General features: G+C 71.9%; 20 protein-coding genes and 1 pseudogene. 10 read left to right on the top strand and 11 right to left on the bottom strand.

The annotated features are described in order from the left end of the window. Window positions 1–261 precede the first annotated feature (261 nt). Window positions 262–1,149 (top strand): RNA polymerase sigma factor SigF, encoded by an 888-nt coding sequence (locus MQE23_RS01935; protein ID WP_059415587.1) that lies wholly within the window; start codon window positions 262–264, stop codon window positions 1,147–1,149. Window positions 1,150–1,261: 112 nt separating this feature from the next. Here MQE23_RS01935 and MQE23_RS01940 read toward each other — a convergent pair whose 3' ends face one another. Then, window positions 1,262–1,726: an ATP-binding protein gene (locus MQE23_RS01940; protein WP_243377983.1), complete on the bottom strand. Its 465-nt coding sequence runs from the start codon at window positions 1,724–1,726 to the stop codon at window positions 1,262–1,264. 209 nt (window positions 1,727–1,935) lie between these two features. Here MQE23_RS01940 and MQE23_RS01945 point away from each other — a divergent pair, with 209 nt between their 5' ends. Both MQE23_RS01945 and MQE23_RS01950 read left to right on the top strand, forming a co-directional pair. Then, on the top strand, window positions 1,936–2,520 hold the full coding sequence (locus tag MQE23_RS01945) for a PRC-barrel domain-containing protein (protein WP_243377985.1): 585 nt from the start codon (window positions 1,936–1,938) through the stop codon (window positions 2,518–2,520). Beyond that, window positions 2,517–2,930, top strand: a complete 414-nt coding sequence (locus tag MQE23_RS01950; RefSeq protein WP_243377987.1) for a PRC-barrel domain-containing protein — start codon at window positions 2,517–2,519, stop codon at window positions 2,928–2,930. The genes MQE23_RS01945 and MQE23_RS01950 overlap by 4 nt, the downstream gene beginning before the upstream one ends. An 11-nt stretch (window positions 2,931–2,941) precedes the next feature. On the opposite strand, the gene MQE23_RS01955 is transcribed toward MQE23_RS01950, so the two are convergent. Then, the gene (locus MQE23_RS01955; protein WP_243377988.1) at window positions 2,942–4,075 is read right to left on the bottom strand and encodes a DUF6777 domain-containing protein; all 1,134 of its coding nucleotides are present in this window, start codon (window positions 4,073–4,075) and stop codon (window positions 2,942–2,944) included. Between the two features lie 249 nt (window positions 4,076–4,324). Here MQE23_RS01955 and MQE23_RS01960 point away from each other — a divergent pair, with 249 nt between their 5' ends. Further along, window positions 4,325–5,554 (top strand): streptophobe family protein, encoded by a 1,230-nt coding sequence (locus tag MQE23_RS01960; protein ID WP_243382443.1) that lies wholly within the window; start codon window positions 4,325–4,327, stop codon window positions 5,552–5,554. A gap of 33 nt (window positions 5,555–5,587) precedes the next feature. Here the strand turns inward: MQE23_RS01960 and MQE23_RS01965 are convergent, their stop codons facing one another. The 4 genes and pseudogenes from MQE23_RS01965 to MQE23_RS01980 form a co-directional block, all read right to left on the bottom strand. Then, on the bottom strand, window positions 5,588–6,574 hold the full coding sequence (locus tag MQE23_RS01965) for a serine/threonine-protein kinase (RefSeq protein ID WP_243377989.1): 987 nt from the start codon (window positions 6,572–6,574) through the stop codon (window positions 5,588–5,590). Between the two features lie 461 nt (window positions 6,575–7,035). After that, window positions 7,036–7,533 (bottom strand): annotated as a pseudogene (locus tag MQE23_RS01970) (hypothetical protein); the annotation flags it as partial. 9 nt (window positions 7,534–7,542) lie between these two features. Next, window positions 7,543–9,873: an FHA domain-containing protein gene (locus MQE23_RS01975; protein ID WP_243377991.1), complete on the bottom strand. Its 2,331-nt coding sequence runs from the start codon at window positions 9,871–9,873 to the stop codon at window positions 7,543–7,545. A gap of 46 nt (window positions 9,874–9,919) precedes the next feature. Next, window positions 9,920–10,330, bottom strand: a complete 411-nt coding sequence (locus MQE23_RS01980; RefSeq protein ID WP_020269962.1) for a hypothetical protein — start codon at window positions 10,328–10,330, stop codon at window positions 9,920–9,922. A 341-nt stretch (window positions 10,331–10,671) separates the two neighbouring features. Here MQE23_RS01980 and MQE23_RS01985 point away from each other — a divergent pair, with 341 nt between their 5' ends. Beyond that, window positions 10,672–11,055 (top strand): nuclear transport factor 2 family protein, encoded by a 384-nt coding sequence (locus MQE23_RS01985; RefSeq protein ID WP_243377993.1) that lies wholly within the window; start codon window positions 10,672–10,674, stop codon window positions 11,053–11,055. 76 nt (window positions 11,056–11,131) lie between these two features. Next, window positions 11,132–11,419, top strand: coding sequence for a DUF1905 domain-containing protein (locus MQE23_RS01990; protein ID WP_020269964.1), 288 nt, complete (start codon window positions 11,132–11,134; stop codon window positions 11,417–11,419). A gap of 43 nt (window positions 11,420–11,462) precedes the next feature. Here MQE23_RS01990 and mgrA read toward each other — a convergent pair whose 3' ends face one another. Next, the gene (gene mgrA / locus MQE23_RS01995; RefSeq protein ID WP_279345113.1) at window positions 11,463–12,455 is read right to left on the bottom strand and encodes an L-glyceraldehyde 3-phosphate reductase; all 993 of its coding nucleotides are present in this window, start codon (window positions 12,453–12,455) and stop codon (window positions 11,463–11,465) included. A gap of 117 nt (window positions 12,456–12,572) precedes the next feature. On the opposite strand from mgrA, the gene MQE23_RS02000 reads away from it, so the two are divergent. Both MQE23_RS02000 and MQE23_RS02005 read left to right on the top strand, forming a co-directional pair. Then, window positions 12,573–13,541, top strand: a complete 969-nt coding sequence (locus tag MQE23_RS02000; protein ID WP_243377994.1) for a LysR substrate-binding domain-containing protein — start codon at window positions 12,573–12,575, stop codon at window positions 13,539–13,541. Between the two features lie 284 nt (window positions 13,542–13,825). After that, window positions 13,826–14,341 carry a DUF664 domain-containing protein gene (locus MQE23_RS02005; protein WP_243377995.1) on the top strand — a complete coding sequence of 172 codons (516 nt, stop codon included), beginning with the start codon at window positions 13,826–13,828 and terminating at the stop codon, window positions 14,339–14,341. Here MQE23_RS02005 and MQE23_RS02010 read toward each other — a convergent pair. Beyond that, window positions 14,323–15,402, bottom strand: coding sequence for an adenosine deaminase (locus tag MQE23_RS02010; protein WP_243377997.1), 1,080 nt, complete (start codon window positions 15,400–15,402; stop codon window positions 14,323–14,325). The genes MQE23_RS02005 and MQE23_RS02010 overlap by 19 nt on opposite strands. A 46-nt stretch (window positions 15,403–15,448) precedes the next feature. Further along, window positions 15,449–15,841 carry a VOC family protein gene (locus MQE23_RS02015; protein WP_243377998.1) on the bottom strand — a complete coding sequence of 131 codons (393 nt, stop codon included), beginning with the start codon at window positions 15,839–15,841 and terminating at the stop codon, window positions 15,449–15,451. Window positions 15,842–15,976: 135 nt separating this feature from the next. Between MQE23_RS02015 and MQE23_RS02020 the strand changes: the two genes are divergently transcribed. Together MQE23_RS02020 and MQE23_RS02025 are read left to right on the top strand one after the other, a co-directional pair. Then, window positions 15,977–16,372, top strand: coding sequence for a tautomerase family protein (locus MQE23_RS02020; protein WP_243378000.1), 396 nt, complete (start codon window positions 15,977–15,979; stop codon window positions 16,370–16,372). 60 nt (window positions 16,373–16,432) lie between these two features. After that, window positions 16,433–16,891, top strand: coding sequence for a pyridoxamine 5'-phosphate oxidase family protein (locus tag MQE23_RS02025; RefSeq protein ID WP_243378001.1), 459 nt, complete (start codon window positions 16,433–16,435; stop codon window positions 16,889–16,891). Window positions 16,892–16,895: 4 nt separating this feature from the next. Here MQE23_RS02025 and MQE23_RS02030 read toward each other — a convergent pair whose 3' ends face one another. Further along, entirely contained in the window at window positions 16,896–17,804 is a 909-nt protein-coding gene (locus tag MQE23_RS02030; RefSeq protein ID WP_020269973.1) for an oxidoreductase, read from the bottom strand. A gap of 27 nt (window positions 17,805–17,831) precedes the next feature. After that, window positions 17,832–18,722, bottom strand: coding sequence for a glycoside hydrolase family 19 protein (locus tag MQE23_RS02035; RefSeq protein ID WP_020269974.1), 891 nt, complete (start codon window positions 18,720–18,722; stop codon window positions 17,832–17,834). Between the last annotated feature and the right edge of the window lie 74 nt (window positions 18,723–18,796).

Here is an 18,796-nt window from a genome sequence, read left to right on the forward strand (position 1 = left end):
CGCCGGCGGAAGGGGGCGGCGTTCCGCTCTCGGTGGAATCGCCGAACCGGCCGGTCACCGGGCGGCGTTGGGAGCCCTGGCTCCGCCCGGACCCGCCTGCTCGGTGCCGGTCACGCGGGTGGCGTGCGACGGCCCGGACCGTCGCACGGCACCTGTTTTCCGCCGCCCCGCCGATTGCCGGGCATGTGTAGCACGGAACCGGGTACCCGCAACCCGGAAGGACCTAGGCAGATGTCCGCCGTGACGCTCAGGGGAGAGGCAATGGAGACCGCCGTGATCCGGTCGCAGGCACAGGTCGTCGAAGAGAACGCGGAGGCCGGCACGGGTGACGGAGCACTGCCGGGAGTCGTGGACCCGCGGTCCGTGGCCCCACGGGACGCCCGGGAGCTGTCCCGTCAGTTCTTCCAGCGCCTGACGGAAGTCGAAGAGGGCACGCACGAGTACCAGTACGCGCGCAACACGCTGATCGAGATGAACATGTCGCTCGTGCGGTTCGCGGCCGGCCGGTTCCGGGGCCGCGGCGACGACATGGAGGACATCGTCCAGACCGGCATGATCGGTCTGATCAAGGCCATCGACCGGTTCGAGCTGTCGCGCGAGGTCGAGTTCACCTCCTTCGCGCTGCCGTACATCGTCGGTGAGATCAAGCGGTTCTTCCGGGACACGACGTGGGCGGTGCACGTGCCGCGGCGGCTTCAGGAACTGCGGGTGGAGCTGGCCAAGGCCCGCGAGGAACTCGCCAGCCGGCTGGACCGCGAACCCACGGTGACCGAGCTGGCCACCCTGATGAACATCTCCGAGAAGGAGGTCGTCGAGGGACAGATCGCCGCCAACGGGTACAACTCGTCGTCACTGGACGCCGCGCTCACCGGAGACGGCCCGGAGGGCGGCGAGGCGGTCCTGGCCGACTTCATCGGCGTGGAGGAGGACGGGCTGCGGCTCGTCGAGGACTTCCACTCGCTCGCCCCGCTGATGGCGGAGCTCAGCGAGCGCGACCGGCAGATCCTCCACATGCGGTTCGTGGAGGAGGCCACACAGGCGGAGATCGGTGAGCGGCTGGGCTGCTCGCAGATGCATGTCTCCCGCCTGATCAAGCGGATCATCACACGGCTGCGCGAGGGAATGCTGGGCGAGCTGGGCTGCGCCTGACGCGGCCGGCGACCAGCGGGTGCCGTCCCCCACGTGCGGGAGTGGGACGGCACCCGCCTCTGTGTCGGCTCCGGGGGCGTCTGTGTCGGCTCCGGAGGCGTCGCTGGACGGCTCAGTGATCGGTTTCGCCGACGAGCGGCAGCACGGCGCGTACCCGCTTGCCCACCGGCACCCGCTCGACGCTGACCTGCTCCGCGAGCGCGTGGACGATCTCCAGGCCGTGGCGCCCGACGCGCTCGGGGTTGCGGGGGAAGATGCGGGGCAGTGCGGAGCTGCTGTCGTAGACCGACACCGTCACCGCCGTGTCGGTGCCGACGAGCTCCAGGATGTACGGCCCGTTGCTGTGCCGGTCGGCGTTGGTGACCAGCTCGCTCACGACGAGCTGCACCGCTCCGCCGGCCCGGTCGTCGATGCGCGCGCACCACTCGGTCCTGAGCTGGTCGAGGAAGAGCGCGGCGAAGGACCGCGCCTCGGCGATGCAGCCCTGCTCGCCGGTGTAGTGTGCCGCCCGCCTCAGCGGTTCCACGGGCACGTCGAAACCAGTCGGTATCACTGCCCCGTCCAGGTGGTCGATCATTCGTTTCTCTCTGGGAAGCCGGACTGGCCGGACGCTCTGCACAGTGCTCGTACCCCGAGCCTGGCTTCGCAGTCCTGACAGGTGTTCGGCCCGTCCGGTGCCCCGGGCATTGTCCCCTGTCCGCGGGGCACCCGGTAGGAACCGGGTCCGGCGGCCGACGGCCGGGGACGGTCATCGCGGTACGGGCCCGCCCGCGGGGAGGTCGCGCGATGAACGAGCTGAGGGCGGCACGGAGCCTGACGACCCTGCCGGTGGTCACCCTGGGCGGCGACGCCGTCGCCCAGGTCAAGGACACCCTCTTCGACACCGCCGCCGGGCGGGTCGACGGCTTCACGCTCAGCGGCCGGGGACTGCTGTCGGGCCCGCTGAAGCAGAGCCTGCCGTGGACGGCCGTGCACTCGCTGGGCCATGACGCGGTCATGATCGTCGACGCCGGTGCCCTTGCGGACACACCCGTCGCGGTGGCACGCCGCGCTGTCCAGCAGGGCCGGGTGCTGCACGCGAGGGTGCTGACCGACGAGGGCGCCGAGGTGGGCACGGTGCTCGACGTGATCGTCGAGGGCGGCACCAGCGGCCGGGTCGTGGGCTTCCGGATCGCCGCGGGCAAGGCGCTGGCGCAGGGCTCCAGGGGGCGCCGGCACCGGGTGTACGTGCCGCGCGGCGAGACGCTCACGGTCTCCGGCCGGGCGCTGGTGATCCCGGCGGACGCCACCCGCTACGTGGCCGACGACCTGCCGGCCTTCGCCGCCCGGGTCGGTGCCTTCGACGAGGGGCACGAGGGGACATCGCCATGATGCTGTTCTCGCAGGCCCGGGGGCTGCCGGTGCTGACGACCGAGGCGGAAGAGATCGGAGTCCTGAAATCCCTGACGGTCGACGCCCCGGCCGGTGTGGTCACCCACGTCCGGGTGCGCCGCAGGCACTCCCGCAGGGAGTCCGTGCTGGCCTGGGGCGCCCTGCACGCCGTCGGCCCGGACGCCGTGCTCGTCCGCTCGGCCGCCGCCCCGTCCGAGGTGCCGCAGCACCACGAGCTGCCGGGGCTGAGGATCCTCACCGAGACGGGCGACGGGCTCGGCACGGTCCAGGACGTCGTGTTCGAACCGGAGACCGGCCGTCTCGAGGCGATCCGCACCGCCCACGGCGACCTGCCGGCCGATCGTCTGCTCGGTCTCGGCGATTACGCCCTGGTGGTCCGTGCCGGGTGAACCGGGCCGGGTCAGGAGGACGGGGCCTGGTCCGTCGTGTCGCTCCCGGTGCCGTCCCCGGGCGGCGGCGGCGGCTGGGACGACGTCCCCGGGTCCGAGGTGGGCGGCTCCGACGACGTCCCCGGGTCCGAGGTCGGCGGTTCGCTCGTGGGCGGCTCCGACGAGGCCGTGTCGGTGGTCCCCGTCGGCGTCGTGATGCTCACCGAGGGGGAGGGCTTGTCGGGCTTCTCGGTCTTGCGGTCCCTCGTGCCCGTGTCGCCCTTGTGGCGCTCGAACCACTCGCCGTCGGGCTCGCACATGACGAAGACGTCGACCGGCTCCGGGGCGGGCGTGACCGCGACGACGTTCGACTGCTTGAACCCCGGCCACGCGTCGCCGGTCGTCTTCGGCGCGCTCTGCTGGGCGACCGGCGCGGACAGCGGGTTGCCGCACGCGCAGCGCACCCGGGGCATGCCGCGGTCGTCGACCAGGACGGCCGTGCCGGCCTGGAGGACGGCCTGGTAGCCGGTCGCACGGCCGTTGCTGTAGCCGTGGTTGGTGACGCGCGTGTCGATGCGCAGCACGACGGGAGTGAGCGAGCGCAGGTAGGCGGGGACGTCGGGCGGGTCCACCCGGGCGACGGAGGCGAACGCCCGCTGCTTGTCCGGAGCCCCCTTGAAGAACGTGATCTGCTTCTCCACGTCACAGCTGGCGACGTTGCGCGTGCCGCCGTACAGACCGGGCGCTCCGCCCTGGACGCCCTGGACGGCGTTCCGCGTGGCCAGCTCGGTGGGCGAGGGCGAGACCGGTGAGGCCGAGCTCTCCTTCGCCGTGGACTCGGTGAACGGGTCCGGGCCGGAGTCGGCCGCGGGCTGGAGGAAGACCTCGCCCTCGGCCGTGCTGGTACCGCCGTCGGACGCGCCGGTGCCGCCGCCGTCGGGCCGGGTGAGCACCACGGCCAGGATCACGGCGGCCACGACGGCGGTGGCGATCAGCGCCACGCGAGGTACCGACCCCCACCAGGGGCGGCGGGGCTCCGGTGCCTGCCCTCCCCCGCTCGGCGGCTCGGAGGGCGGCCCGCCTCCCGACGGCGGCTGGGAGGGACCCGACAGCGGCCCCGAGGGAGGTCCTGTCGGGCGGCCGGACGACGGCGGTTCGACGCTCACGTGCTCTTCTTCCCGCGTGGGTTCCCTGCGGCCTGCTCACACCGGGAGGTGGTTAGTCCTGGTGTATACCGCTTTTTCCACTACGAGTTCATTGTGTGCCCCGGTCCCGTACGGCTCGCAAGCCGACGCGGACGGACCTCCCGGCGGGCGTCCGGCGCGGGTGCTGCTTAGCGTGGCAGCGTGAGTTCGCGCACCTCCTCCGGCCAGGCACGTACCTCCGGCGAGCGGGCCGTCGCCCGCCACGGGTGGATGCATGCCCTCGTCACGGTGGTCGGCGCGCTGCTCGCCATGGCGGCGGTGTCCGCGCTGGGCCTGTGGGCGGCCGGGGCGGCGGACCTTCCGGACGGCGCGTTCGCACCGGTCGTCGCGGCGACCGTGGTCACCGCCGTCGGGGGCACCGTGAAGCTCTCCGGAAGCGCCGGAGACCTCGCCGACACGCAGGCGGGCCTGACCGTCATCCCCCTGTCCGTCACGCTCACCGGGGCGCTGGTGATCGCCTGGGGATTCCTGCGGCCCCTGCGGCACCGCGCGGTCGCCGGTACGGCGGAGCTGGCCGGCTGGGCCGCCAGGATCGCGGTGCTGTGGCTGCTCGGGCTGATCGGTCTCGCCCTCGCCGCCCGCCACACGTTCGACATCTCCCTCGGGAACGACGCGCTGGGCGAACTGGGCGACCTGTTCGGCGCCTCGCCGAGGATCGGTTTCACCACCGACGTTCCGCTGTCCGTGTTCGTCGGCGTGGTGTGGCTGGCCGGTGTGCTGGTGCTGGCCCTGCTGGTGTCGCGCGGGGCCCCGTTGCCGGCCGGGCTGCTGCGCTTCCAGGCGCCGGTGCGGCCGGCCGCGTACGCGATGGTCGCGCTGCTGCTCGCGTGCGTCGTCATCGGCGTGGTCGTCGCCCTGGTCGTCGCGGCGACGCGGGGGCACGTGGCGGAGACGTTCGCCGTGATCCTGCTCGGCATGCCCAATCTGGTGTGGCTGGCGCTGACGATCGGACTCGGTGCCACCTGGAACGGCCGGGTGGAGGGGCCGTTCGGGCTGCCCATGCCGCATGTGCTCGACGAGGTGCTGCGCACCCCGGACATCTCCGAGCTGAACCTGCGGACACTCGCCGAGCACGACGGCAGGGTGTGGTGGCTGCTGGTCGTCGACGTGGTGCTGCTGCTCGCCGCCGCGTTCGTGATGGCGGCCCGGTCGCCGGCGCGGGTACGGGCCTGGCAGCACGCGGTGCACATGGCGTTGGCGCTCGCGCTCACGGTGTTCATGATCTGCCTGGTCGGGCGCGTCTCCGCGCACTACGGCCTGTCCGTGCTCGGCATCGGCGACCTGGGCGGCGGCCTCGCGGGTGAGCTGTTCCTCAGACCCCGGCTGTGGGGAGCCGTGGGCCTGGCCGTCCCGTGGGGGCTGCTGACCGGGTTCGCCGGCGCGCTGTCGGCGCGGCACGTGCGGCGGCGGGGTGAGGTGCGCGCCGAGCAGACGGGCTGACGCCGGGCACACCGGCTGCCCCGCAGCCGTGCTCTACGCCCGCTCCACGAAGACCGGTTCCGCCCAGCGCGGCGGCGGCTTCGGCCCCTCCTCCCCCGGCGGCCGGCCCATCCGGGCTGGCGCGGGCCCGGCGCCGGCTCCGCCACCGGTCGTCGCGGCGCGCAGGGCTGCGACGAAGGTGAGACAGGAGGGGTAGCGCTCGTCGGGGTTCTTGGCGAGGGCCTTGGCGAACACCGGGTCCACCTGGGGTGGAAGGCCGGGCTGGGACTCGGTCAATGGCGGCGGGTCGTCGTACTGGTGAGCCCACAGCAGGGCCATGTCGTCGTCCCGGAGGAAGGGCGGGTGGCCGGCGAGGACCTCGAAGACGACGCAGGCGAAGCCGTACACGTCACAGCGGGCGTCGACGGGTTTGCCGGAGATCTGCTCGGGCGCGACGTAGTCGAGGGTTCCGACGAACTGGCCGACCGTGGTGAAGCCGGTCAGCGACAGCGACTTCTTGGTCAGGCCGAAGTCGGTGAGGTAGACGTGCTCGGGGTGGTCGCTGTCGGTGCCGCGGGAGACCAGGATGTTGCCGGGCTTGACGTCCCGGTGCACCAGGCCGTGGTCGTGGGCGGCGTCGAGCGCGGAGGCGACCTGGGCGGCGACGCGTACGGCGGTGGCGGGCGGCAACGGGCCCTCCCGGTCCAGGAGATGACGCAGGTCGCTGCCGGCGACGAACCGCATCGCGATGTACAGCACGCCATCCGTCTCGCCTGCCTCGAAGACCGGCACGATGTGCGGGTGGTCGATCGCGGCGGCGGCCCGGGACTCGTGGGTGAAGCGGCGCCGGAAGGTGTCGTTGCGGGCGAGCTCCGGGGCGAGCAGCTTGAGCGCGACGGTGCGCTCCAGACGCAGGTCCCGGGCCCGGTAGACCACGGCCATGCCGCCGCGCCCGATCTCCTGCTCGATCCGGTACCCGGCGATCTGCTGCCCGACCAGCTCGGAGGGCCGCCCCGAGAACAGACTCGTCTCGCGGGTCAACGGACGTCACCCTCGGGCGACACGATCCGGGTGGGCTCGGACCCCACGACCCGCGTGGGCGACGCCTCGCCGGAACCGGCGGCCTCCTCGTCCGAGGCCGGCTCGCCGTCCCCCTCGGGGGACACGACCCGCGTGGGCGGCGCCTCGGGCGTTTGTGGTGACACCACCCGGGTGGGCTCGGGAGCCTCCGGAGGCACGAACCGCGTCGGCTCGCCGGCGTCGGCAGACCCGGCCCGAGAGGACTCGGCAGCCTCGGGCGACACCACCCGAGTCGGCTCCGGCGGCACACGAGGCGCGGCCCGAGGGGGTTCCGGTGGTACGACCCGGGTGGGTGGTGCCTCGGTCGGCGGGGTCGGCCGCACCGGCCGGCCCGGCTGCTCCGCCCCGGGTACCTCCTCGATGGCCTCCGCCGGTACGACCCGGGTCGGCGTGCGCGTCGGGACCGGGGGCTCGGCCGGCTGGGATTCCGGGTCGGACCGGGGTGTCTCGTCCGTCGCGTACGTGGTCGCCCGGGTGCCGTCGGCGTACACCCAGTGCCCGTGCGCGGCGTCGTAGAGCCACACGGACTCGCCGTCGACGACGACGCCGATCCGCAGCCCGTGGGTGCGGGCGTGGAAGGACTCCCGGTCCGAACCGGCCGCGAGGTCCTCGACCGCGGACCGGTAGCGCGCCAGGGCCTCCTGCGCCCGGCTCAGCAGCGGACGCGGATCGGCGCTGCGGGTGAGCGGCCCGTCCGCGGCGGGCGGATCCTGCGGTACGGCGACCAGGCGGCGGCCGTCGACCCAGGCCGACCAGCCGTTGAAGCACAGCACGTGCCCCCAGTCCCCCTGCCGCTCCAGCAGCTGCACCGGCAGCAGGGGGTCCAGGTCCACCGTGGACCGGGACGGGTCGGGGGCTTCCCAGGCGGGCATCCCGTTCTGCGGGACCACGTGCGTGGGCCGGAATCCAGGAGTCGTCACAGGCGCTGCCTACTTCCGCATCACGGCCGGTTCGTGGCGGCGCAGCAGCCGGGACACCAGGAAGCCGAAGAGCGCCGACAGCACGAGCAGCATCCCGACGTCGAGCAGCCACGTGCCCGCCGAGTGCTCGAAGAGCGGATCCTTGGTCAGCTCGTCGGGCACGATCCGCTCCAGCCCGACGGTGCCGGCCATCGCGGCGAGCGCCCAGCGCGCGGGCACCAGCCAGCCCAGTTGCTCGAGCCCGGGCACACCGTCCAGCTTCAGCAGGGCACCGCAGAAGACGACCTGGACGATGGCGATCAGCACGAGCAGCGGCATCGTCACCTCCTCCTTGCGCACCAGCGCGGAGATGAACAGGCCGAGCATCATCGCCGTGAACGCCAGCAGGGCGACGGCGACCGCGATCTCCACCAGGGGCGGCATCAGGACGCCTTCGCCACCGGGCGCGTTGAGGTCCACGCCGAGCAGGGCGACCAGGGTCAGCACCACCGCCTGGAGCACGGTGATGACGCCCAGGACGACGACCTTGGACATCAGGTACGCCGATCTGGACAGGCCCACCGCCCGCTCCCGCTGGTAGATCACCCGTTCCTTGACGAGTTCCCGCACGGCGTTGGCGGCCCCGGTGAGCACCGCGCCGACACACAGGATGAGCAGGGCGTTCATCGCCGTCTCCTGCGTCAGCTTGCCGCCCGCCAGGGCCCGCGCCATCACGCCCATCACGAACGGCAGGGCGATCATGATGATCAGGAACGTACGGTCGGCGCTGAGGGCGGCCGCGTACCGCCGTACGAGCGTGCCGAGCTGGGCGGCCCGGCTGCGCGGCCGGGGCGGCGGAGTGATGACGACGGGTCCGGACCGGGGCTGCCGGGGCTGGGCGGTGGCGTCGGCGACGTACCGGCCGTGGAAGGGCGAGGCGCTGTAGTCACCGGCCCAGTCCCGGTCCGCGTCCCGGTCGAAGGCCTCGAAGGCCTCCGGCCACTGCTCGAAACCGAAGTACGCCAGGGCGTCCTCGGGAGGCCCGTAGTAGGCGATCTTCCCGCCGGGCGCGAGCACGAGGAGCCGGTCGCACACGTCCAGGCTGAGCACGCTGTGGGTGACCACGATGACGGTCCGGCCGTCGTCGGCGAGGCCGCGCAGCATGTGCATCACCGAGCGGTCCATGCCGGGGTCGAGTCCGGACGTCGGTTCGTCGAGGAACAGCAGCGACGGCTTGGTCAGCAGCTCCAGAGCCACGCTGACGCGCTTGCGCTGGCCCCCGGACAGGCTGTGCACGGGCTGGCCGGCGCGCTGTTCCAGGCCCAGTTCGCGGATCACCTCGTCGACCCGGGCGCGTCGTTCGGCCTTGGCGGTGTCCTGCGGGAAGCGCAGCTCGGCGGCGTAGGACAGGGCTTTGCGGACGGTCAGCTGGGCGTGCAGGATGTCGTCCTGCGGGACGAGGCCGATGCGCTGGCGCAGCTCGGCGTAGTCGCGGTAGAGGTCGCGGCCGTCGTAGAGGACGGTGCCGTGGCCGGCGGGCCGCTGGCCGGTGAGGGCGTTGAGGAGCGTGGACTTCCCGGCGCCGCTCGGGCCGACGACGGCGAGCAGGCACTTCTCCCCCACCGGGAACGACACGTGGTCGAGCAGCGTCTTGCGGCCCCGGTCGACGGTGACCGCGAGGTCCTGCACGTCGAGGGAGATCTCACCGGTGTCGACGTACTCCTGGAGCTGGTCGCCGACGAGGCAGAACGCCGAGTGGCCGATGCCGACGATGTCGCCCTGGCCGACCGGGGCGCTGGTGACGCGGCTGCCGTTGAGGTACGTGCCGTTGTGGCTGCCGAGGTCGGTGATCTCGTACGTCCCGTCGGGCAGGGCGCGCAGTTCGGCGTGCCGGCGGGAGACCACCAGGTCGTCGATGACCAGGTCGTTGTCGGCGGCGCGGCCGATGCGGACGGTGCGGGAAGGCAGCGGCCGTACGGTCGTGGGCCGCCGGTAGGTGCCCGTCATGGCCGGCATCGAGACGGCGGAGGGGCGTTCCGGGGCCGGAGGGGGGCGGCCCGTCAGGACCACGCGCGGTCCGTCGGCCGGATCGCCGAGGCGGATGACGCTGCCGGGTCCGACGTCCCAGTCGTGGATGCGGCGGCCGTCGGCGTAGGTGCCGTTGGTGCTGTTCTCGTCCTCGATGGTCCAGTGCCCGTCGTCGGGTCTCAGTACCGCGTGGTGCCAGGAGACCCGGTCGTCGTCGATGACGATGTCGCTCAACGGGTCGCGCCCGACGTGGTAATCGCGCCCCGGAATCATCACTGTCGAGCCCGTCTCGGTCTCCAGGACGAGTTCTGGTGTCACCGACGACTGCGCCATGACCAAGATTCTACCGATTTGCCTGATGTATGACTCGGCGAGCCGCTCAGGCCACGGGTACGCCCAGGGAGGGAGCCGCACGCTGCATCCGCAGGGCGTCCACGGACTCGGCGAGCAGTTCGTACTCGGTGGTGTCGTCGCTGGTGGCGATGCGTACCAGCCGTCCGGCCGCCAACTCCTCGGCGACCCTCTCCTGCTGACCGGGGTCGGCGCACCAGGCGCGCAGCAGGGTGGGCACGTCGGGCACGGTCTCGGCGACCGGCACGAGCGCACCCGGCGGTAAGTGCTCGGCGTCGGGCTGGGGGTCGAGGCGCTGGGCGATCCAGGAGGCGCGGTCGCGCAGCCACCACAGGGCGAGGGCGAGGGTCGGCGCCCGGTAGGTGCCCAGCGGGACCCCGATGCGGCGGCCGTCGCAGACTCCGTAGGCCGTGACATGGCACAGAAACTCGTCGTGCACGTGACCCTCCCCCGTTGCCCTGCCCGCCTGCCTGCCTGCCCGGCCTTGCCTGTCCTGCGGCTCGCGTGCTGTGCGTGAGGGCGCCGTCGCTGGATGTGAAAGCGCTCTCGCTGGTCAGTATGTTCACTACTGAAACACTGTCACCATGTCTTTCCGGCCAGTCTCCTGGCATATTCACACCCCGAGTTGGCCGAAACGCTGCGGGCGGTCGCCAGGGGGTGATGACTCCGGAGGTAATCGACGGTCCCGCCGGACGCGGGCAGGGTGGTCCGTGCCGGTTCGCCGCGAGCGGTGATCCGGGGTCTGACCAGCACACACGACCTTTCGGAGGCTGATCGCCCATGTCCGCACCCGCCCACCGTTACGGGGACGCCGTCGCCCGCTACTTCGAGGCCTGGAACGCCGAGGACCCGGCGGCCCGGGCGAAGGCGGTCGCCGCCGCGTGGACCGAGGACGGCGGCTACACCGACCCTCTGGCCGACGTCCACGGCCACGAGCAGATCGCCGCGTTGATCGCCGCGGCCCGCGAGCAGTTCCCGGGGCTGGAGTTCCGGCTCGCCGGCGCCGTCGACGGGCACCACCACATCGCGCGCTTCTCGTGGGAGCTGGTCAGCGAGACCGACGGCTCGGCGCCGGTGGCCGGGTCGGATGTGATCACGCTGGACGGGCAGGGCCGGATCAGGGCCGTCCTCGGATTCCTCGACCGGGTGCCCGCCGGGGCGTGAGACCGGCTCCGGCGATGAGTTCTCCGGTGTCCGGCGGTCTGTGTGGGTGAGAGGCCGCCGAACATCGGAGGACATCATGGCCACGACCGGAAAACTGGACACGGAATTCACCGCGGTCCTGCGCAAGAGCCCCGCCGAGGGCGGCTGGACCTACCTGGTCTGGCCAGGGTCGGCCGAGTTCTTCGGTACCCGCGGCCTGGTCAAGGTCCGCGGGACGATCGACGGGCACCCGTTCCGCAGCTCGTTCATGGCACTGGGCGACGGCACGCACAAGCTGCCCGTGAAGGCCGACGTCCGCAAGTCCATCGGCAAGGAGGAGGGCGACACGGTGACGGTGCGCCTGGAGGAGCGGATCGGTTCCTGATCCGCTCGACCGGGGGCGGCCGCCCCCGGTCGAGCAGACCCGGTTACTGCTTGACGACCGCGTCGATGCGGGCCAGCTCGTCCGCGTCGAAGTCCAGGTTGGCGATGGCTCCGACGCTGTCCTCCAGCTGCTGCGGGCTGCTCGCGCCGACCAGCGCGGAGGTCACCCGGCCGCCGCGCAGCACCCAGGCCAGCGCCATCTGGGCCAGCGTCTGTCCGCGCGACTTGGCGATGTCGTTCAGGTCGCGCAGCCGGCCCACCAGCTCCTCGGTGACCGCGTCGGAGTTCAGGAACGGGCTGTCGCTCGCGGCCCGGGAGCCCTCCGGGATGCCGTCGAGGTAGCGGGCGGAGAGCAGGCCCTGCTCCAGCGGGGAGAAGACGATGGAGCCGACCTGGAGCTCGTCGAGGGCGTCCAGCAGGCCCTCGTCCTCGGGGCGGCGGTCCAGCATCGAGTAGCGCGGCTGGTGAATCAGGAGCGGGGTGCCCAGCTCGCCCAGGATGCGGGCGGCCTCGCGGGTCTGCTCCGCGGAGTAGTTGGAGATACCGACGTACAGCGCCTTGCCCTGCTGCACCGCCGAGTGCAGGGCGCCCATCGTCTCCTCCAGCGGAGTCTCCGGGTCGGGGCGGTGCGAGTAGAAGATGTCGACATAGTCCAGGCCCATCCGCGCAAGGCTCTGGTCCAGGGACGACAGCACGTACTTGCGCGAGCCCCACTCGCCGTACGGCCCCGGCCACATCAGATAGCCGGCCTTGGTGGAGATGACCAGCTCGTCGCGGTAGGTGGCGAAGTCCGACTTCAGGAACTCGCCCAGCGCGGACTCGGCGGCACCGGGCGGCGGGCCGTAGTTGTTGGCGAGGTCGAAGTGGGTGACGCCGAGGTCGAAGGCGCGGCGCAGGATGGCTCGCTGGGTCTCGACCGGCCGGTCCGGGCCGAAGTTGTGCCACAGGCCGAGCGAGAGCGCGGGGAGCTTCAGGCCGCTGCGTCCGGTGCGCCGGTAGGGCATGTCCGCGTAGCGGTCGGGGTGTGCGGTGTACAACGCGACTCCAGAGGGGTTGGCTCGGTCGGGAAGAAACCGGTGTCCACTCTGTCGTGACCTGCTCCCATGCGTCCAACAGAAGAATCCGATGGAATTCAGCGGCTACGCTTCTCAGTCATGGAACTGCGCCACTTGCAGCACTTCGTCGCGGTCGCCGAGGACCAGCACTTCACCCGGGCGGCGGAGCGGCTCCTGGTGTCCCAGTCCGGCCTGTCGGCCTCGATCCGGGCGCTGGAGCGGGAGCTGCAGACGCCGCTGTTCGTGCGCACGACCCGCCGGGTGACGCTCACCCCGGCCGGGCGGGCGCTGCTCGGCGAGGCGGAGCGGATCCTGGCGCAGGTGCGCGCGGCCCACGAGGCGGTGGCGGCGGTGCAGGGCGTCCTGCGCGGCATGCTCGCGCTCGGCAGTGAGCAGTGCATCGCCGGGGTGCATGTCGCGGGGCTGCTCGCCACCTTCCGGCACCAGCATCCGGACGTGGAGATCTGTCTGCGGCAGGCGGGGTCGGGCGCGCTCGCGGAGGAGGTCGCGGCCGGGCGGCTCGACCTGGCGTTCGCCGTCCGGACGCAGGCGGACAGCGACCAGCTGCGGTCGGTGCCGTTGAGCAGCGAGCCGATGACGCTGCTGTGCCATTCCAGCCACCGGCTCGCCGCCGCCGGTGCGGCCGTCACGCCGGAGGAACTGGGCGGGGAGGTGTTCGTCGACTTCCACCCGGACTGGGGTCCGCGCCGGACCACCGACACGGTGTTCGCCGCCGCGGGCGTACGGCGGACCGTGGCCCTGGAGGTGAACGACGTGCACACCCTGCTCGACCTGGTCGACGAGAACCTCGGCGTCGCCGTCGTGCCGCGGCACTTCGCGCACAAACGCGCCTCCCTGACCGCGCTGCCCGTGAAGGGAACGGGCGAGGCGGTCTACGAGACGGTGGCCCTGCTGCCGCCCCGGCAGGCCACGAGCCCGGCGGCCCGGGCGCTGATGGCGCTGCTGGAGGCCACGGGCACATCGACGGGGAGCACGGGCACATCGCTGGGGGCCAGGGGCGGGTCGCCCGGGGCCACAGGCGCGACACCGGAGACCATGGGCGCGTAAGGCGCAGACCACAGGCCGCCGCACCGGAGATCACGAGCGCGCAAGCGCAGACCACAGGCGCGACACCGGAGACGGTGGGCGCGCCACGCGACACGGCGAGCGCATCAAGGGATCAAGGGATACAGCGAGCCCGCCACAGGACACGGCGAGCGCGTCACGAGACACGGCGGGCGCGCACCACGGGAGACCACAGGCGCGCAAGCGTGGGCCACCGGCGCAACACCGGATGCCACCGGCGTGTGAACCGGGGCGCACGGGGCGCGGCGATGCGCGATGGTGGAGGCATGCATGCGAAGGACATCCTCATCGACGGCTACAACCGCATCCGGGAAGAAGTCCACGCCACCGTCGAGGGCCTCGCGCCCGACGAACTGAGCGCCCGCCCCTCCCCCGACACCAACTCCATCGCCTGGCTGGTCTGGCACCTCACCCGCGTCCAGGACGACCACGTCGCCGACGCGTTCGACCTCGACCAGGTGTGGCTGTCCCAGGACTGGGAGAAGCGCTTCGGCCTCGGTCTGCCCCGGCACGACACGGGCTACGGCCACAGTCCCGCCAAGGTCGCCAAGGTCCGGGTCGACTCGGGCGAGATGCTGACCGGCTACTACGACGCCGTGCACGACCAGACCCTCGAAGCCCTGCGCGGTCTGGCGGCCAAGGACCTGGAGCGCGTCGTCGACGAGCGCTGGGACCCGCCGGTCACCCTGGGCGTCCGGCTGGTCAGCGTCCTGTCCGACGATCTCCAGCACATCGGACAGGCCGCCTACCTGCGGGGGCTCCTTCAGAGCGCGGCCTCGTAGCCGGGCAGGACCACGTCCCGGATCAGCGCGTTCCGCTCGTCGAACGGGAGGAACGCGCTCTTCAGGGCGTTCACCGTGACCGTGCGCAGGTCCTCGACGGTCCAGCCCGCCTGCTCGACCAGCAGGGACATCTCGCGGGTCATCGTGGTACCCGACACGAGCCGGTTGTCGGTGTTCAGGGTGACGCGGAAGCCGAGGTCCTTCAGCGCGGTGATCGGGTGCTCGGCGATGGAGGTCGCGGCGCCGGTCTGGAGGTTGGAGGTCGGGCACATCTCCAGGGCGACACGCCGGTCGCGCACCCAGCCCGCGAGACGGCCGAGCTTGCCCGACGCGAGGTCGGGGATGTCGTCGGTGATGCGCACGCCGTGTCCGATGCGCTGGGCGCCGCACACCTGAAGGGCCTGGTGGATGCTGGGCAGGCCGTGCGCCTCCCCGGCGTGGATGGTGAACGGCACGTTCTCGCGGCGCAGGTGCTCGAAGGCAGCGAGGTGGTCGGCGGGCGGGAAGCCGTCCTCGGCGCCGGCGATGTCGAAGCCGACGACACCGGCGTCCCGGAACGCCACGACCAGATCGGCGATCTCCCGGCTCCGGTCGAACATCCGCATCCCGCACAGCAGCGTCCCGACCCGCACGGGCGTCCCGGCGGCCGCCGCCTTCGCCATACCGGCCGCGAGTCCCTCCTGCACGGTCTCGACGACCTCGGGCAGGGTCAGCCCGCCCCGGACCATCAGCTCCGGGGCGTAGCGCACCTCACCGTAGACGACACCGTCCGCGGCGAGGTCGAGCACGTACTCCTCGGCCGTGCGCAGCAGGCCCTCGCGGGTCTGCATGACGGCCAGGGTGTGCTCGAAGGTGGCTATGTAGCGCACCAGGTCGCCGGAGTTGGCGGCCTCGTAGTACCAGGCGGCGAGTCCGGCGGGGTCGGTGGTGGGCAGGGTGTGGCCGACCGCGTCCGCGAGCTCCACCACGGTCGCGGGGCGCAGGCCGCCGTCGAGGTGGTCGTGCAGCACGGCCTTGGGGAGGCGACGGATCACATCGGCGTCTACGCGCGTAGCAGTCATGGCGAGTCTTTCCTTGAGCGAGTGGTTCACAGGGGTGGGGACAGGGTCAGCCGGCGGGCTGGAGCAGGTCCCAGCGGTTGCCGTACAGGTCCTGGAAGACGGCGACGGTTCCGTACGGCTCGTGCCGCGGCTCCTCCAGGAACGTGACGCCCGCGGCGGCCATGCGGGCGTGGTCCCGGGCGAAGTCGTCGGTGTGCAGAAAGAACCCGACCCGCCCGCCGGTCTGATCCCCGACCCGGCCGGCCTGCGCCGCCCCTTCGGCACGGGCGAGCAGCAGACCGCCGCCCGTTCCGGGACTCCCGGGTTCGACGACGACCCAGCGCGACCCGTCGGGCCGGGGAGCGTCCTCGGCGATCCGGAATCCGAGAGCCTCGGTGTAGAAGCGGATCGCCTCGTCGTAGTCGTCGACGACGAGGGTGACCAGGGCGATACGTCGCATCAGAGCCTCTCGGAGCGCGTGGTTGACGAGAGAGGTTATACGTAACACCCATGGGATGCAAAACAGCCGTGCAAACTCTGTACCTACTAGTATGTACGATCAAGGCAACGCCCCTACGGCTCCGAGGAGACCTCCGTGCCCTTCGTCCGCATAGACACGCTCCGGGCCGGCCCCGAGCGACTCGCCGCACTCGGTCGCGCCGTTCACGACGCCCTCGTCGAAACGATCGACATTCCACCCGACGACCGCTTCCAGGTCCTGGTGGACCACGACGGCGCGAGCAGCACCCTCCGGTACGACGACTACCTCGGAGTGCACCGCGACGACGGCATCGTCTACGTCGCGATCACGCTGCGCTCGGGTCGCCCGCCCGCGCGGAAGCAGGCGCTGTACGGGAGGATCGCCGAGCTCGCGCATGCCTACGCGGGGACGGAACCGAGGAACGTGTTCGTCGTCCTGACGGAGAACGGACCGGCCGACTGGTCGCTCGGAGAGGGACGGGCGCAGTACCTCGACCTCCCGAGGACCTAGGTCTCGGCCTACGCCGCCGGCCCGAGGCGGTATGCCCGGCCACCCACTAGCGTCCCGGCCATGAAGATCACCGAACCGCCCCGCACCCCCGAGCAGCGCAAGGCCGACCTCCTGAACCGTATGGAGCGGGAGATCGACATCTGGGTCGCCACGGCGGACACCGAAGGCGTGCCGTGTCTGGTGCCACTCTGGTTCGTGTGGCACGACGAGGCCGTGTGGCTGTGCACACGGCTGACCAATCCCACGGGCCGCAATCTGCGGGACGGCCGGCGGGCCCGGCTGGCCTTCGGGGACACCCGGGACGTCGTGCTCGTCGACGGTGAGGCGGAGACCTTCACGATCCCCGAGGTGCCGCCGGCGGCGGCCGAGGCGTTCCGCGCGAAGACCGGCTGGGATCCTCGCGAGGACCATGCGTCGTACGCGTTCTTCCGGGTGCGGCCGCGCGCGGTGCAAGCCTGGTGCGAGGTGCACGAGCTGCCGCGCCGGCATCTCATGCGGGACGGGGCATGGGTGGTCTGACCGGTCAACCAGCCGCTGGGCGCAGCGAGTTCAGCCGGTCCAGTTCCCCGTCCGTGAGACGGATCGCGCCGGCCGCCACATTTTCCACGAGGTGGTCGGGGTTGCCCGTGCCGGGGATGGCGAGCACATGTGCGCCTTGGTGCAGGGTCCAGGCGATGCGGATCTGCGCGGGGCTCGCGCCGTGGGCGCGGGCCACGGCTCGTAGTTCCTCGTCGTGTGGGGTGGCGGCGCCACGCTCGCCGCCCTCGCCGGCGACCGCGTAGAACGGCACGAAGGCGACGCCCTGTTCGCCGCAGATCTCCAGCAGTTCGTCGGTGGCGGGGTCGGGACGGTCGAGGGCGTACCGGTTCTGCACGCAGACCACGGGGGCGATGGCCTGTGCCTCGGCGAGGTGGCGCGGCGTGACGTTGGAGATGCCGAGGTGCCGGATCAGACCTGCCTCGCGCAGTTCCGCGAGGGCGCCGAAGTGCTCGGCGATCGAGTCGTACTTCGGCATCCGGCGCAGATTGACCACGTCGAGGTGGTCGCGGCCGAGCTGGCGCAGGTTCTCCTCGACGTGCCCGCGCAGGTCCTCGGGGCGGGCCGAGGTGCCCCACTCCCCGTCGTAGGTCCGGTGAGGGCCCACTTTGGTGACGATGACCAGGTCGTCGGGATACGGCGCCAGCGCGCTGTTGATGAGCTCGTTGGCGGAGCGCAGCGACGAGAAGTAGAAGGCGGCCGTGTCGATGTGGTTGACGCCGAGGTCGATCGCGTTGCGCAGGACGGCGATCGACCGGTCGCGGTCACTCGGAGTGCCGAGGTGGAAGGCGGCACTGCCCGTCAGCCGCATCGCGCCGAAGCCGATGCGGTGGACGGGCAGGTCGCCGAGTTTCCAGGTGCCCGAGGCGTCCGCTGTGATCGTCTGTGAGGTCATCGACGGAGTCTCACACACGGCCCGCCGTCAGCAGTAGAGATTGCCGCCCGGTGACGTCCCGAGGATCTGCGTGAACCGCTGGTAGTTGGTCACGCGGCTCTGCACCTGCGCCGGGTTCTTGCCGTCGCACTCCAGGGAGCCGTTGATGCTGCGGATCGTCTGGCCGAAGCCGGCGCCGTTCACCATGGCGTTGTGCGGGGTCATGGTGCCGGGGCCGGTCTGGGTGTTCCAGTACCACAGGGCGGTCTTCCAGGCGACGGCCGCGTCGTTCTGCACCAGCCACGGGTTGTTGAGCAGGTCGATGCCGAGCGCGTCGCCCGCGGCCTTGTAGTTGAAGTTCCAGCTCAGCTGGATCGGGCCACGCCCGTAGTAGGCGGCCTGGCCGGCCGGGCAGCCGTAGGGGCGGCTCCAGTCGCAGTAGTGCGGGTAGTTGGCGGTGTTCTGCTCCACCACGTGCACCAGGCCGCCGGTCTCGTGGCTGACGTTGGCGAGGAAGGCGGCGGCCTCCTGCTTCTTCACCGTGTCGCTGCCGGTGTTGGCGAAGCCGGGGTAGGCGCTCAGGGCCGCCGTCAGCCCGCTGTAGGTGTAGAAGGGGTTCCGGTTCGGGAACATCTGGTTGAACTGCGCCTCGCTCACGACGAAGCGCGCGTCGGGCGTGCCCGGACCGCTGTCGCAGGCGTAGGGCTCCCAGTACCAGGTGCTGATGGTCGGGTCGTAGCCCGGGTTGGCGTGCTCGGCTCTGTACGCCTTGCCGTCGGTGTAGCGGACGATGTCGCCGGCGGCGTACGGCTTGCCCGCCACCCAGTTGGGATAGCTGGAGCACGCGGCGGCGGAGGCGCTGGTGGCCGGCAGGAGTACCGGCGCGGTGCCCGCGAGGGCGAGGGCGGCCAGGACGGCGGAGACACGGCGTCTCGACACGGGATCAACTCCTTTGCGGGGCACGGCCGCACACGGCAGGGCAGGGTGAAGCACAGCCCTGGCGCGGCCGTGGT

Source organism: Streptomyces sp. HP-A2021, from assembly GCF_022807935.1.
In the GTDB taxonomy this organism is placed as follows: Bacteria; Actinomycetota; Actinomycetes; order Streptomycetales; family Streptomycetaceae; genus Streptomyces; species Streptomyces afghaniensis.

Coding starts and splice junctions, on each gene's coding strand:
- MQE23_RS01935 (WP_059415587.1), top strand. CDS start 262: ATGGAGACCGCCGTGATCCGGTCGCAGGCACAGGTCGTCGAAGAGAAC.
- MQE23_RS01940 (WP_243377983.1), bottom strand. CDS start 1,726: ATGATCGACCACCTGGACGGGGCAGTGATACCGACTGGTTTCGACGTG.
- MQE23_RS01945 (WP_243377985.1), top strand. CDS start 1,936: ATGAACGAGCTGAGGGCGGCACGGAGCCTGACGACCCTGCCGGTGGTC.
- MQE23_RS01950 (WP_243377987.1), top strand. CDS start 2,517: ATGATGCTGTTCTCGCAGGCCCGGGGGCTGCCGGTGCTGACGACCGAG.
- MQE23_RS01960 (WP_243382443.1), top strand. CDS start 4,325: ATGCATGCCCTCGTCACGGTGGTCGGCGCGCTGCTCGCCATGGCGGCG.
- MQE23_RS01975 (WP_243377991.1), bottom strand. CDS start 9,873: ATGGCGCAGTCGTCGGTGACACCAGAACTCGTCCTGGAGACCGAGACG.
- MQE23_RS01985 (WP_243377993.1), top strand. CDS start 10,672: ATGTCCGCACCCGCCCACCGTTACGGGGACGCCGTCGCCCGCTACTTC.
- MQE23_RS01990 (WP_020269964.1), top strand. CDS start 11,132: ATGGCCACGACCGGAAAACTGGACACGGAATTCACCGCGGTCCTGCGC.
- MQE23_RS02000 (WP_243377994.1), top strand. CDS start 12,573: ATGGAACTGCGCCACTTGCAGCACTTCGTCGCGGTCGCCGAGGACCAG.
- MQE23_RS02005 (WP_243377995.1), top strand. CDS start 13,826: ATGCATGCGAAGGACATCCTCATCGACGGCTACAACCGCATCCGGGAA.
- MQE23_RS02010 (WP_243377997.1), bottom strand. CDS start 15,402: ATGACTGCTACGCGCGTAGACGCCGATGTGATCCGTCGCCTCCCCAAG.
- MQE23_RS02015 (WP_243377998.1), bottom strand. CDS start 15,841: ATGCGACGTATCGCCCTGGTCACCCTCGTCGTCGACGACTACGACGAG.
- MQE23_RS02025 (WP_243378001.1), top strand. CDS start 16,433: ATGAAGATCACCGAACCGCCCCGCACCCCCGAGCAGCGCAAGGCCGAC.
- MQE23_RS02030 (WP_020269973.1), bottom strand. CDS start 17,804: ATGACCTCACAGACGATCACAGCGGACGCCTCGGGCACCTGGAAACTC.